This window comes from Skermanella sp. (genome assembly GCF_059503625.1).
Genome location: NZ_JCACHA010000680.1, coordinates 1 through 12,552, shown reverse-complemented (window position 1 = coordinate 12,552; position 12,552 = coordinate 1). Strand labels below are relative to the sequence as shown.

The following is a 12,552-nucleotide window of genomic DNA, read 5'->3' as shown; positions in this document are numbered from 1 at the left end:
ATGACCGATAATAAACGCCCCCGTCCCGTCGTTCTCTGCGTTCTCGATGGCTGGGGCTATCGCGAGGACCCGGCCGACAACGCCGTGGCCCAGGGCAACACACCCGTTTTCGATCGTCTCTGGGCGGCCAGCCCCCACGCTTTCCTGCACGCCTCGGAAGAGGATGTCGGCCTGCCCCACGGCCAGATCGGCAACTCCGAAGTCGGACACATGAACCTGGGCGCCGGCCGGGTCGTGTTCCAGGACTTGCCGATGATCGACAAGGCCTTCGCCGAAGGCGAGCTGAACCATAATCCGGCGATGAACGGCTTCATCGCGGCCCTCAAGCAATCCGGCGGCTCCGCCCATCTGCTGGGCCTGTTGTCGCCCGGCGGCGTTCATAGCCACCAGTCCCATTTCGCAGCATTGGCGAAGGCGCTCAGCGCCGCCCAGGTGCCGGTCGTCATCCACGGCTTCCTCGACGGCCGCGACGTGCCGCCGCGCAGCGCCCGCGAACAGGTATCGGAATTCCTGAAGGACATTGCCGGCCTCCCCGGCGTCAGCTTCGGCACGATCGACGGCCGCTACTACGCGATGGACCGCGACAAGCGCTGGGAACGGGTGGAGCGGGCCTATAACGCCATCATTGCCGCGCAAGGCCTGGAAGCGCCCGACCCGATCGCCGCGATCGATCAGGCCTACGCGGCGGATACCGGCGACGAGTTCGTCCTGCCGACCGTGATCGGCGGCTATACCGGCGCCAAGGACGGCGACGGCGTGCTGATGGTCAACTTCCGCGCCGACCGCGCGCGAGAGATCCTGATGGCCCTGCTCGACCCCGCCTTCAAGGGCTTCGACCGGCGCAACCCGATCCGCTTCGCCGCCGCGACCGGCATGGTCGAGTACTCGACCGAACTGAACGAGTACCTGACGGCGATCTTCCCGCCCAAGGAGCTGACCAACGTCCTGGGCAAGGTGGTGTCCGACGCCGGCCTGACCCAGCTCCGCATGGCGGAGACGGAGAAGTATCCGCACGTCACCTTCTTCTTCAACGGCGGCGAGGAAAAGGTCTATCCGGGCGAGGAGCGCATCATGGTGCCCTCCCCCAAGGTCGCGACTTACGACCTCCAGCCGGAGATGTCGGCGCCGGAACTGGCGGACAAGGCGGTCGCCGCCGTCGAGACCGGCAAGTTCGACATGCTGGTGATCAACTTCGCCAACCCCGACATGGTAGGCCATTCCGGCATCCTGTCCGCCGCGATCAAGGCGGTGGAAGCGGTCGACGCATGCCTGGGCCGGCTGGTCGAGGCGGTCACCCACCAGGGCGGCGTGCTGCTGGTGACCGCCGATCACGGCAACTGCGAGATGATGCGCGATCCCGTCACCGGCGGTCCGCACACCGCCCATACCCTCAACCTCGTGCCGCTGATGCTGGTCAACGGCCCGGCGGACGCGGTGGCGCTCAACGACGGCAAGTTGGCCGACATAGCACCGACCATGCTGGACCTGATGGGCCTGCCCAAGCCGGTGGAAATGACCGGCCAAACCCTGATCCGCCGCGATTCCGCGCGGCGCGCCGCGGAATAGGCGCATGAGGAGGGCGGCATTGGCGACGGCTGCCCTCCTCGGCGCCCTGACGGCCCCTGCGGCGTGGGTTCCTGCCGCCTCGGCTCAGGCCCAGAAGCAGCCGCAAGCCCAGCAGCAGCAATCCCAGAACGCCCTGACGGAGGTCGAGCGCCAGCTCGAAGCCAGCCGCAAGCGCGACGCGGAACTGGCCCGTTCGTCCGAGGCGCTGGAGCGGGAACTGGCCTCGCTCCGCACCCGCCTGGTCCAGACCGCCGACGAGGCCACCCGGCTCGAGAACGAGTTGACCGGGCTGGAAGAAACGCTCCGCGCGATGGAAGCGGAAGAACGCGTTCAGGCCGCCAAGCTGGACGCCGACAAGGCCCAGATCTCCGAACTGCTGGGCGCCCTCCAGCGCTTGTCCCGCATCCCGCCCGAAGCGATGATCGCACGGCCGGAATCGCCGGTCGACACGCTGCGCAGCGCACTCCTGCTGCGTTCCGCCGTGCCCATCCTGCGCGACCGAGCCGAAGCGCTGGCGGGCGCGCTCCAGCAGTTCGCTGATCTCCGCACCCATCTGGCCGAACGCCGCGCCCAGGCGGAGAAGGCCCGTGCCGACCTTGCGTCGCGCCAGGGCGACATCGCCAAGCTGGTCGAGCGGCGGCAGGAGCTTCAGGAGCGGACCCAGGCCGAGCGCGAGCAGGTGGCGGACCGCATGGCCAGCCTCGGCAACGAGGCCAAGGACCTGCGCACCCTTCTGGAAAAGATGGAGCGGGAGCGGATCGAGCGCGAGAAGCGCGAGGCCGAGGAACGCCGCAGGGCGGAGGAGCGCCGCAAGGCCGAAGCCGCCGCCAAGGCGGCCGCACTTGCCCGCGAGAAAGCCGCCACCGAAAAGGCCGAGCGGGAAAAAGCGGCGCGCGAGGCCGCCGCGGCGGAAGCGCGGGAGCGCGAGCTTGCCGCCGCCGCCCGTCCTCCCGCACCGCCCGACTCCAAGGACGAGGTTCAGCGCCTGCCGGTGGCGGGACAGGTCACCACCCGCTACGGCGAGGCCGACAAGTTCGGCGTCACCAGCCGGGGTTTGACCGTGACGTCACGTCCGGGCGCCCAGGTCGTGGCGCCGTCGGCCGGTTCGGTCATGTTCGCCGGGCCGTTCCGGGGCTACGGGCTGATCTTGATCGTTGAACATCCCAATGGATATCATAGTCTTATCGCAGGACTTGGCCGTATCGACACCAAGGTTGGTCAACGCGTACTGGCGGGGGAGCCCCTTGGAATCATGGGAACCCCGGCGGACGGTAACCCGGATCTCTATTTCGAGCTGCGACGGAACGGTCAGCCCATCAATCCGCAGCGCGGTCTCCCCGCTTCCGATGGCAAAGGACAAGGTTAGATGATGAAGACGATCAGTGCTGCCGCCCTCGCGGGCGTTCTGTTCCTAGCGCCGGCCTGCGCCATTGCCGAAACCAACACTTCGGAAACCTATCGGCAGCTCAACCTGTTCGGCGATGTGTTCGAACGCGTCCGGTCCGAATATGTCGAGCCGGTGACCGACGAGCAACTGATCGAAACCGCCATCAACGGCATGCTGACGGCGCTCGACCCACATTCCAGCTATCTGAACCGCAAGAGCTTCCAGGACATGCAGGTCCAGACGCGCGGCGAGTTCGGCGGCCTTGGCATTGAAGTCACGATGGAGAACGGCCTGATCAAGGTCGTGTCGCCGATCGACGACACTCCGGCCTTCCGCGCCGGTCTCCAGCCCGGCGACCTGATCACCCACCTGGACGGCGAAGCGATCTCCGGCATGAGCCTTGCCGACGCCGTCGAAAAGATGCGCGGGCCTGTCGGCAGCGACATCAAGGTCACGATCCGGCGCGGCGAGGCGTCGGAGCCGTTCGACGTCGCGATCACCCGCGACACCATCAAGATCCAGTCCGTCCGCTACCGCCAGGAAGGCGATGTCGGCTATATCCGGGTCACCACCTTCAACGAACAGACCCAGACCGGCCTGGAACGGGCGGTCGACCGGCTCCAGAAGGAGATCGGCAGCGACAAGCTGACCGGCTATGTGCTGGACCTCCGCAACAACCCCGGCGGCCTGCTCGACCAGGCGATCTCGGTGTCCGATACCTTCCTGGACAAGGGCGAGATCGTCTCCACCCGTGGCCGCAAGCCGGAAGACGGCCAGCGCTACAACGCCAAGTCCGGCGACCTCGCCAAGGGCAAGCCGATGGTCGTGCTGATCAACGGCGGCTCGGCCTCCGCCTCGGAAATCGTCGCCGGAGCGCTCCAGGACCACCACCGCGCCATCGTGCTGGGCACCCAGAGCTTCGGCAAGGGCTCCGTCCAGACCATCATCCCGCTGCCCGGCCACGGCGCCATGCGCCTGACGACGGCCCGCTACTACACCCCGTCGGGCCGCTCGATCCAGGCGCTCGGCATCAGCCCGGATATCGAGGTCCAGCCGGCCAAGGTCGAGGAGATCGCACAGGGGATCCGGCGCCGCGAAGCCGATCTGCGCGGCGCTCTTCGCAACGACACGCCGAACAGCCAGCCGGCCCGTCCTGCGCCGCAGACCGCGCCGCCCGCTCCGGCTCCGGGCGCCGCCCCCGCCCCCGCCCCCGGTGCGGCCCCCGCGCCCGCTCCCGGCGCCCAGGCTCCGCAGGGCCAGGAAGGCGATCCCGCGACGGCGGCGGCAGCCGACCAGTTCGACTACCAGCTCGCCCGCGCGCTCGACCTGATCCGGGGCGTTTCCCTGTTCAACACCCGCGCCGCCAACTGAGGCCCGAAGAGCGTCGATGGCAACCGCAGCCGCAAAGAAGGCTCCCTCGAAAGCCAAGTTCGCCATCGACGTCTCCGCCATTCGCCGCTCCGTGGCACAGGCTTTCCAAAAGCTGAAGCCCAAGCGGAAGAAAGGTCTGGCGGCACCGGTCGACGGCGAGCGGACGCTGTCGACCGAAATCGACACCGGAGTCGAGCGCAATCTGGTCACCCGGCGGATCAAGACCGTCATGGGCTCCGCCGTCGGGAAGGCCAAGGCCGGCGCGAAATCGCAGCGCTTGCGCAAGGCGGCGATGGCGATGGCCCTGGTCCTGCCGCTGTTCGGCACGGCAGGCATCGCCGCCTGGCTATATACCGGCGCCGAGGAGACGGAGCAGGAACTCGAGGCGGCGATCCCCCGGATCGTCGTCCCGGTGCTCTCCCCCGACAGCGGCGGCATCGTCCACAACGATACGGCGAAGGCGGCGGCGCCCAGCGTCAATTCCCCCTATGACCCGGTGCCGATGGTCCCGGCCCCGGCAGCCGGCCTGATCGAGGACTCGCCGCGAGGTCCCCTGCCCCGCATCGGCGCCGACGGACGGACGCCGTGGCAGACCTATGCCCGGCCGTTCTTCCACGACGACAAGCGGCCGCGCATCGCCATGGTGGTCGGTCCCATGGGCATTTCCGCCAATGCGACCGCCCGCGCGATCGAAGGGCTTCCGGGCGCCGTGACGCTGGCCTTCTCGCCGGCGGCGGATCAGCTCGGCGTCTGGGTCGATCAGGCGCGCCGGCTGGGTCACGAGGTCATGCTGGAACTGCCGATGGAACCGGCGGACTTCCCGCGCAACGATCCCGGTCCCAATACCATGCTGGTATCGCTCGATCCCGACAAGAATCAGCAGCGCCTGCTGAGCACGCTGGGCCGTGTATCCGGGTATGTCGGCGTGACCTCGCTGTCGGGATCGCGCTTCGGCGGAACGCCTGACAGCATCCGCCCCATCCTGACGGAAGTGAACCGGCGCGGCCTGATGTTCCTGGACGCCCAGGCCGGAGCCCGCAGCCCGGCGGCGCGCGAAGCGACCAAGATCGGTTTGCCCAGGGCTATCGGGGACGGCTTCATCGACGCCGTCCCCTCCAAATCCGCGATCGAGGCCCAGCTTCGCAACCTGGAAGAAGCGGCAAGGCTGGACGGCGCCGCCGTCGGCATCGCTTCGGCCTATCCCGTCACGCTGGATCAACTGAGCCAGTGGATCGCAACCCTGGAGGCCAAAGGCATCGTGCTGGCCCCCATAACGGCCCTCGTCAACAAGCAGGCGGACCGGTAAGGAAGAACAATGAGCAAAGCGGACAAGCTTCCCTACCGGCCCTGCGTCGGGATCATGCTGACGGACGGCCAAGGCCGCGTCTTCGTCGGCCGCAGGCTGGACACGCCGGACGCGTGGCAGATGCCGCAGGGCGGCATCGACGATGGCGAATCGCCGCGTCAGGCGGCAATGCGCGAGCTGCTGGAGGAGATCGGCACCAATGCGGCCGAGATCGTCGGCGAGACGGAGGGATGGCTGCGCTACGACCTGCCGGCCCACCTGATCGGCAAGGTCTGGAAGGGCAAGTATCGCGGCCAGAAACAGAAATGGGTGCTGGCCCGCTTCACCGGCACCGACGCCGATATCGACCTCGCCACCGACCACCCGGAGTTCGACGCGTGGCAGTGGGTCGAGCCGGATCAGCTCGTCGAGCGGATCGTGCCGTTCAAGCGCGAGATCTACGAGGCGGTGGTCGCGGAGTTCCAGCCGCTGCTCGCTCCGCGCATCACTCCGACGTAACCATCACCTCGACATCCATGCCCAGGAAGTCCTCGGCGGCGCCGAACCAGTCGCCGCTGAGCGGGACGGCCTGCGCCGGATCGCGGGTGACGGCGACCCGGATCAAGCCGGCGCCGCCGACGATCCCGTTGGTCGGGTCGAACTCGACCCAGCCGGCGCCGGGAAGGTAGATCTGCACCCAGGCATGGGTGGCGCCGCCGCCGACCCTGCTTTCCGGATCGCCGTCGACGGCGGGGTCGTAGAGATAGCCGGAGACGAACCGCGCCGCGAAGCCCAGCGTGCGGGCCGCTTCCATCATCAGCAGGGCGAAGTCGCGGCACGACCCGGTGTTCTTCTCCAGCGTCTCGACCGGCGACTGGGTGCCGGCGGCGGTCCGCCCCTCGTACTCGAAGCTGTCCTTGATCGTGCGGGTCAGCGCGACCAGCATGTCCTGGGTTTCGGTCGGTCCGTCGGTGCGGATGAACTGCTTGGCCCATTCGTCGACCTTGTGGTCGGGATCGGGAAAGTGACGCTCGGTCGTCCGGCCCAAGTCGGGGATTTCGTCGGAGGAGTAGGAGAACGGGTATGTCCTTGCATACTCCTCGATCGGAAAGTCCGGGTTGGACAATCCGAAGTGGTCGAGTCGTATCCGGCTTTCGAACCGCAGTTCCGTGGTGGACCGGTCGAACGAGCAGATCGCGATGGAATTGCCGAAGACATCGTGCATCCAGCGGATCTTCTTCGCCGGCGGACTGATCACCATGCGGGTATCGAGCAACCGCATGTCGTGGCTGTCCCGTGGCCTGAACATGAGCCTGTGGTCACCCAGCCGGACCGGCTTGGCATAGCGGTAGACGGTCACGTGGTTGACCTTGAGGACAGTCATGATAATCACACCTTGGAACCTGAACCCGAAAGGGCGCGGGCGGGGCATCAACGCGGTGCCGTGCGCAAAGGTTCCGATGCAATCCTCCCCCTTTCACCGTTTGTAACAAAACCCGGTGTGTGCGGCATGCCGACCAAAGCTTGATCTGGAAAACTCAGTATAGCCCCACGAACAATCAGTAGATCCATATACAGATCAGTATGTATATGCGCGGCAAATTTACCTGTATCTCCAAAATTTTTGTTGATCAAAGTTATCCACATGAAAATTGTCGCTGCTGTGACTTTTTGATTGGATACCGCCCCGCTTTCATTTTAACTCGGCTGCGAAGACAAGGGACGGAGTGACGACGCGCATGAGCCGGTTTGCACGCATGGTTTCAGCGGCTTTATTGCTTCTGTTCGTACTGCCGACACCTCCCGCATTCGCCAGCTATGTGAATTGCGTTCAGTACGTCAAACAGGTCAGTTCGATCGCTATTTCCGGCAACGCCTGGATGTGGTGGAACAACGCCAAGGGCCGCTACAACATGGGCCACCGGCCCCAGCGGAGTTCCGTTCTGGTGTTCCAGCGGACCAAGGCGATGCCGGCAGGCCATGTCGCCGTCGTGAGGGAGGTCGTCGACCGCCGGACCATTCGGATCGAACATGCCAACTGGGCTCCCCGCGACGGCATGAAGGGACGCGTATCGACCGATCTGGTCGAGGACGTCTCCGCGAACAACGATTGGACCTCCGTCCGCGTCATGCACAGGCCAAGCATGAGCTTCGGAAAGCCTTACGCGACCAACGGCTTCATCCATCCCCGGTCGCCTTCTCCCGTTCTGGAACCCTGATCCGGCTTCTCGACGTCCGAACCGGTTCCGCCCTCTCTGTCACCGGCACCCGTATCGGTCGAGATCGGAATAAGCAGCATATGAACCGGGCACTCCGAGAGGAGCCGCCCGGCGGATCCGTTTACGTGCGTCGTCAACTATCCTGATGGCGATCCACCTGTGTCATTTTTAGGGGTATTGCTTCTGCATAGAACTTTCCGGATTGCCATACGGGCGTGTGCATAGTACCAAAGGAATATCGATGTTGCCGTATGTATAGTCGTCAACGAGGCGGTGGTGGTACCAATGCATGAAGCTAATTTGAATACGGCATTGATATGCCGCAATGTTACGGTGTCAGGACGCCGGACAAGCATCCGAATGGAACAGGTCATGTGGACTTCCTTGACGGACATCTGCCGTCGCGAAGACCACACGATCAATGAGATCATTACGATCATTGACGAAAAGCGGGCGGACACCAATCTGACCGCAGCCATCCGCGTGTTCATTATCTGCTACTATCGCGACGCAGCGCAGAACAACGTTGCCAAATGCGGTTTCGCCGAGGAGTCGAATTTCGACGCATTGGCCGAGCCGGGGGCGTTGGAAACGATCGAACCCAGTTCCCTGATGAGCGCCGCTCTGGACACCGTCGGTGCCCTCAAGCAATAGCCGCTGAACGGTTGCCGTTCCGGCGACCGCCTCGGGGCCGGCAGGTCATGCAAGTGAAGGCATGACCGGCCGGCCGTGACTTACCGGCACCCCTCACTTACCAACGGAAGTGGGGGATCGCTGCGACTGGGATATGGCCGCTGGCTGCCGCTGCCGCTGCGAGCTTCCGGGGGTCCGGATGCTCGCCCCAGGCCGTCGCCAGTTCTTCCAGGTGGATACCGCTGGTGACCAGCACCGCGTCGATCCCGGCGGCATTGGCCCCCGCGACATCGGTACGGAAGCTGTCGCCGACGGCGACGATCCGCCGGCGATCATGGATGTCGAGCAGGTCGAAGCAGCGCCGGTAGACCGGGGCATGCGGCTTGCCATGGTAACGGACCGATCCACCCAGTTCCTCGTAACGTTGCGCCAGCATACCGGCGCAGATCGCCATCTTCGTGCCGACGACCACGACCAAGTCTGGATTGGCGCAGACCATCGGCAGCGACCGGGCGGCGCAGGCCTTCAGGACCGGATCGTAGTCGGCGATCGTCTCGTCGAAATCGTCGATCCCGGTGTTCACCACGAAGGTCGCATCGGCCGGGTCTTCGACCATCTCCAGCCCGATATCCTCGAACACGTCCTTGTCGCGCGGCGGCCCGATATGCAGGCACCGCTTGCCCAATGCCGCATGCCACTCGTCCGGGGGATCGATCAGGGCCTCGTGGGTGGCCTCGCCGGACGTCATCAAGTGATCGTAATGATCCGGCGTGATGCCCATGCCGGACAGCTTTTCCGTGACCGAGGCGCAGCGGCGCGGCGCATTGGACAGCAGGCAGACCTTCTTGCCGGCGGCCCGGAGCCGATCCAGGCAGTCGATGACGCCCGGATACGGCTCGACACCGTTATGCAGAACCCCCCACAGGTCGAGGATATAGCCGTCATAACGGTCCGCCAGTCCGGAAATGCCGTTGAATACCGGAAGCGCTTTAGAAGTGTCCTGCGAAGTCATGTCGTCCCTTGATCTGGGGAAAAGCCTGGGCTCATCCCGGGCGGTGGTCGGCCCCCACGGCATCCCGCAAGCAGGTAAAACCGTCGGTGCGCAGCAGTGTTGCGAGGTCGCGCCTGATCTCCTCGACCAGTCGCGGGCCATGATAGACCAGCGCCGTATAGAGCTGGACCAGCGACGCACCGGCGCGGACCTTGTCATAGGCATCCCGCCCGGACGAGATTCCGCCGCAGCCGATCAGCGGTATCCTACCGCCGGTCAGGCGGTACATGTCCTTCAGCACGGCAGTCGATGCGGCCCGAACGGGAATGCCGCTGAGCCCCCCGGCCTCGCCGGCAACGGCTGCCGGCAGTTCGGGCGGGCGGGCAAGGGTCGTGTTGGATACGATCAGCCCGTCGATGCCGCTGGACAGGGCCACCTCGGCGATGTCCCGCTTGTCTTCCTCGGTCAGGTCGGGCGCTATCTTGAGCAGCAGCGGCGGCGCCTTGGCCGGTGCCGGAACCGCCTCGCCGCGCGCGTCGAGCGACCTGCCGAGCAGTTCGGCCAACGGCTCCCGCCCCTGAAGGGTGCGCAAGCCCGGCGTGTTGGGAGAGGAGACGTTGATCACCAGATACGACGCCAGGGGAGCCAGCCGGCGGATGCCGATGACGTAGTCGGCGGCGGCATCCGCCGTTTCCTTGTTCTTGCCGACGTTGGCGCCGACCAGTCCCGGCCGGCCGAGCCGAGCCTCCAGCCGTCCGGCGATGGCATCCAGCCCATCGTTGTTGAAACCGTAGCGGTTTATCAGCGCTCCCGCTTCCGGCACGCGGAAGACACGCGGACGCGGATTGCCGGCCTGCGGGCGCGGCGTCACGCTGCCGATCTCGACGAAGCCGAAGCCCTGCGCCAGCATGGCGTCGGCCACCTCCGCGTTCTTGTCGAACCCGGCGGCCAGCCCGACCGGGTTGGCGAAGTCCAGCCCCCAGAGCGTGGATCGCAGGATCGGGTCGTCCCGCATCCGGGAGCGCGGCGCCAAGCCGCTCTTCAACGCCGCCACGGTGACGCCATGGGCGGTTTCCGGGTCCAGCCGCCGCAGCAGCGGACCCGCGATCGGGTAAAGGTCGATCAATCGGGACGGCCTTGGATTGATGGGGGAAAGACCTGCCTGCCGTCGGGGCCGAGCGGCAGCGGGTCCACCGCCGTCACCGCGCCGACGGCAAGCGGTCCGTAAAGATGGGGGAAAAGCTCGCCGCCGCGCGACGGCTCCCACTTCAGGGCAGCGCCGAGCCGGGCCGCGTCGACGCTCAGCAGCACGAGGCCGGCCTGGCCGGCACGATGCTTCGCGGCGCTTTCGACGATCTGGGACGCTGTCGAGAAATGGATGAAGCCGTCGGCGGCATCCTGGGAGGAGCCGGGATAGCTGCCGGAAAGCCGGGCTGCCGCCCACTCCTCCTCCCGGCACATATGATGGATGACGGTGTCGCTGATCATGGCCGGGACACTAGCGGAAACCGCTCCCGCATTAAAGACCGCGACAGCTTGATGAAGCACCTGCGGCCATTCGTTACGCGAAGGGCGCCCCAATTCGTTGCGAAAGCAATTTTTCGCAGAATGCGAGAAGCAACGTGCCAAGCCATCGGCAATTTGCAAATCGTTGCGAGACGCTAATCTAACCGCAGCTGCATATTATATGGCTTATGGCATACCCATTATAGCATAACGTCTCAATAAGTGGCTGATCGGCAGAGCTTTTTCCATTCGCAAACCCGGTAACTAAATTTCTCCCAAAGTTGGCATTGATCTTGCCTATGGAATATCAAACCAACGGAGGACACCATGGATTCAGTACTGAGGTTACCGGTCGAAGATAAGCGCCCCACGAGCAACGCCATGGACTATGCACTGACTGTGGTGGAGACGATGGGCGAACAGGGACTGACTACGGTTCCGATCAAGCCGACGACAGCGATGCTGACCGCAGGCGCGCGCTCCGGCCATGTCAGCGTCGAGACTGCCTGGAAGATCTACCAGGCGATGATCAACGAGGAGAACTAAGCGGCCGATGCCGGGCGCCCCAGCCGCTCGCTCCCGCCATACATGTAAAAAGCATCTCCCGCCCCCGGCGTCGTGACGGCCGGGGACGGGAAATATTCTCAACTTCTAACTATAGTCCAGTTTTACTTGTCACCGCTCCGGTCTGCGAGCCGACGCACGCTTGTCCCCGGAGCGCCTGTAGACATAGATGCCGAGCACGCTGAGCCCGACCGACCAGATCGTACCGAGCGATGCCATCGCCGTGATGATCAGGTTGGCCTGGACCGGATCGGCCACGATCACCCAGGCGATCGCCCCCATCTGAGCCAGCCATGTCAGCGCCATGACGTAGCCGAAGGTCGGCCGCATCCGGCTGACATAGGCGTCCTCGGACGTTTTTTCCGGCGCGGTCATGACGGCACCCTCGGCCTGCCGATCTTATCCTGGCCGCCTTCATCGTCGGGGAGACCCTTGTAGAACAGCCGGCTTCCGATCTCCGCCGCCATCTCCCGTCCTGTGGTCCAGTCCGGCAGGGTCGAACGGTCATGATAATGCGTGGCGCCTCCCGTCAGGTCCTCCAGCAGGCCAGCCACGGCCCGGCGTGCGATGCGCAGGCAGGTGGTGAACAGCAGTTCCGCCGCCGATCCGGCACCGGCCTTCAGACCGGCCATCCGCACAAGATCGGGATTGTCAGGGCTCCAGCAGGCAAAGCTCCGGCAGGCATCGTCGATCGCCCCCTCGGTCAGCATTGCGGCCCGGTTCATCACGACGGCGGCCACGGCCTCGATCCCGCGCAGGGACTCTCCCGCCGCTTCGCTCCACAGGGTCCGGGCGAACAGCTCGATATCGGCACCCGGTCCGGCAGGCCCGGCGCCGCCCGTAGCCTCGGCATCGGGCTGAGGCGTCAACCTGCGCCCGCTCATCGCCGGTCCCCCATCCGCTCGGACTGGATCAGGGCGGCGCCGTCCAGCTTGGCGTCGATCCGGAGCAGATGATCGGTCAGCCGGCGCTCGATATCCTTGAGGTAACCGACGGACACATAAGTCTTGGCGACTTCCAGCTTATAGGC

The 12,552-nt window shown here is 65.5% G+C and carries 14 protein-coding genes; 8 read left to right on the top strand and 6 right to left on the bottom strand.

The window, feature by feature from the left end:
- The 5 genes from gpmI to AC5JJ6_RS22020 are packed head-to-tail and all read left to right on the top strand — an operon-like array spanning position 1 to position 6,128.
- The gene (gene gpmI / locus AC5JJ6_RS22040) at positions 1-1,566 is read left to right on the top strand and encodes a 2,3-bisphosphoglycerate-independent phosphoglycerate mutase (RefSeq protein WP_496044119.1); all 1,566 of its coding nucleotides are present in this window, start codon (positions 1-3) and stop codon (positions 1,564-1,566) included.
- Positions 1,567-1,585: 19 nt separating this feature from the next.
- On the top strand, positions 1,586-2,932 hold the full coding sequence (locus AC5JJ6_RS22035) for a murein hydrolase activator EnvC family protein (protein ID WP_496044118.1): 1,347 nt from the start codon (positions 1,586-1,588) through the stop codon (positions 2,930-2,932).
- Positions 2,933-2,935: 3 nt separating this feature from the next.
- Complete coding sequence (locus AC5JJ6_RS22030) at positions 2,936-4,324, top strand: S41 family peptidase (protein ID WP_496044121.1); 1,389 nt, start codon at positions 2,936-2,938, stop codon at positions 4,322-4,324.
- A 16-nt stretch (positions 4,325-4,340) separates the two neighbouring features.
- Positions 4,341-5,630: a divergent polysaccharide deacetylase family protein gene (locus tag AC5JJ6_RS22025; RefSeq protein ID WP_496044117.1), complete on the top strand. Its 1,290-nt coding sequence runs from the start codon at positions 4,341-4,343 to the stop codon at positions 5,628-5,630.
- Between the two features lie 9 nt (positions 5,631-5,639).
- Positions 5,640-6,128 (top strand): RNA pyrophosphohydrolase, encoded by a 489-nt coding sequence (locus AC5JJ6_RS22020; RefSeq protein ID WP_496044116.1) that lies wholly within the window; start codon positions 5,640-5,642, stop codon positions 6,126-6,128.
- Here AC5JJ6_RS22020 and AC5JJ6_RS22015 read toward each other — a convergent pair.
- On the bottom strand, positions 6,115-6,993 hold the full coding sequence (locus AC5JJ6_RS22015; protein ID WP_496044115.1) for a transglutaminase family protein: 879 nt from the start codon (positions 6,991-6,993) through the stop codon (positions 6,115-6,117). The genes AC5JJ6_RS22020 and AC5JJ6_RS22015 overlap by 14 nt on opposite strands.
- A gap of 355 nt (positions 6,994-7,348) precedes the next feature.
- Here AC5JJ6_RS22015 and AC5JJ6_RS22010 point away from each other — a divergent pair, with 355 nt between their 5' ends.
- Both AC5JJ6_RS22010 and AC5JJ6_RS22005 read left to right on the top strand, forming a co-directional pair.
- Positions 7,349-7,828 carry a CHAP domain-containing protein gene (locus AC5JJ6_RS22010; protein ID WP_496044114.1) on the top strand — a complete coding sequence of 160 codons (480 nt, stop codon included), beginning with the start codon at positions 7,349-7,351 and terminating at the stop codon, positions 7,826-7,828.
- A 285-nt stretch (positions 7,829-8,113) separates the two neighbouring features.
- Positions 8,114-8,482, top strand: a complete 369-nt coding sequence (locus AC5JJ6_RS22005; protein WP_496044113.1) for a ribbon-helix-helix domain-containing protein — start codon at positions 8,114-8,116, stop codon at positions 8,480-8,482.
- A 97-nt stretch (positions 8,483-8,579) separates the two neighbouring features.
- Here the strand turns inward: AC5JJ6_RS22005 and AC5JJ6_RS22000 are convergent, their stop codons facing one another.
- The 3 genes from AC5JJ6_RS22000 to AC5JJ6_RS21990 are packed head-to-tail and all read right to left on the bottom strand — an operon-like array spanning position 8,580 to position 10,937.
- Positions 8,580-9,473 (bottom strand): TIGR01459 family HAD-type hydrolase, encoded by an 894-nt coding sequence (locus tag AC5JJ6_RS22000; RefSeq protein WP_496044112.1) that lies wholly within the window; start codon positions 9,471-9,473, stop codon positions 8,580-8,582.
- A gap of 31 nt (positions 9,474-9,504) precedes the next feature.
- Positions 9,505-10,578, bottom strand: a complete 1,074-nt coding sequence (locus tag AC5JJ6_RS21995) for a quinone-dependent dihydroorotate dehydrogenase (protein WP_496044111.1) — start codon at positions 10,576-10,578, stop codon at positions 9,505-9,507.
- Positions 10,575-10,937, bottom strand: a complete 363-nt coding sequence (locus AC5JJ6_RS21990) for a DUF952 domain-containing protein (protein WP_496044120.1) — start codon at positions 10,935-10,937, stop codon at positions 10,575-10,577. The genes AC5JJ6_RS21995 and AC5JJ6_RS21990 overlap by 4 nt, the downstream gene beginning before the upstream one ends.
- Before the next feature lie 348 nt (positions 10,938-11,285).
- Here AC5JJ6_RS21990 and AC5JJ6_RS21985 point away from each other — a divergent pair, with 348 nt between their 5' ends.
- Positions 11,286-11,504: a hypothetical protein gene (locus tag AC5JJ6_RS21985; RefSeq protein ID WP_147040199.1), complete on the top strand. Its 219-nt coding sequence runs from the start codon at positions 11,286-11,288 to the stop codon at positions 11,502-11,504.
- A gap of 129 nt (positions 11,505-11,633) precedes the next feature.
- Here the strand turns inward: AC5JJ6_RS21985 and AC5JJ6_RS21980 are convergent, their stop codons facing one another.
- Entirely contained in the window at positions 11,634-11,897 is a 264-nt protein-coding gene (locus tag AC5JJ6_RS21980) for a 3TM-type holin (protein ID WP_496044110.1), read from the bottom strand.
- Positions 11,894-12,406: a cell wall hydrolase gene (locus AC5JJ6_RS21975; protein WP_496044109.1), complete on the bottom strand. Its 513-nt coding sequence runs from the start codon at positions 12,404-12,406 to the stop codon at positions 11,894-11,896. The genes AC5JJ6_RS21980 and AC5JJ6_RS21975 overlap by 4 nt, the downstream gene beginning before the upstream one ends.
- Positions 12,407-12,552 lie beyond the last annotated feature (146 nt).

Excerpts from the sequence above, each read along its gene's own strand:
- gpmI (WP_496044119.1), top strand. The coding sequence starts at position 1 with ATGACCGATAATAAACGCCCCCGTCCCGTCGTTCTCTGCGTTCTCGAT.
- AC5JJ6_RS22030 (WP_496044121.1), top strand. The coding sequence starts at position 2,936 with ATGAAGACGATCAGTGCTGCCGCCCTCGCGGGCGTTCTGTTCCTAGCG.
- AC5JJ6_RS22025 (WP_496044117.1), top strand. The coding sequence starts at position 4,341 with ATGGCAACCGCAGCCGCAAAGAAGGCTCCCTCGAAAGCCAAGTTCGCC.
- AC5JJ6_RS22020 (WP_496044116.1), top strand. The coding sequence starts at position 5,640 with ATGAGCAAAGCGGACAAGCTTCCCTACCGGCCCTGCGTCGGGATCATG.
- AC5JJ6_RS22015 (WP_496044115.1), bottom strand. The coding sequence starts at position 6,993 with ATGACTGTCCTCAAGGTCAACCACGTGACCGTCTACCGCTATGCCAAG.
- AC5JJ6_RS22010 (WP_496044114.1), top strand. The coding sequence starts at position 7,349 with ATGAGCCGGTTTGCACGCATGGTTTCAGCGGCTTTATTGCTTCTGTTC.
- AC5JJ6_RS22005 (WP_496044113.1), top strand. The coding sequence starts at position 8,114 with ATGCATGAAGCTAATTTGAATACGGCATTGATATGCCGCAATGTTACG.
- AC5JJ6_RS22000 (WP_496044112.1), bottom strand. The coding sequence starts at position 9,473 with ATGACTTCGCAGGACACTTCTAAAGCGCTTCCGGTATTCAACGGCATT.
- AC5JJ6_RS21985 (WP_147040199.1), top strand. The coding sequence starts at position 11,286 with ATGGATTCAGTACTGAGGTTACCGGTCGAAGATAAGCGCCCCACGAGC.
- AC5JJ6_RS21980 (WP_496044110.1), bottom strand. The coding sequence starts at position 11,897 with ATGACCGCGCCGGAAAAAACGTCCGAGGACGCCTATGTCAGCCGGATG.
- AC5JJ6_RS21975 (WP_496044109.1), bottom strand. The coding sequence starts at position 12,406 with ATGAGCGGGCGCAGGTTGACGCCTCAGCCCGATGCCGAGGCTACGGGC.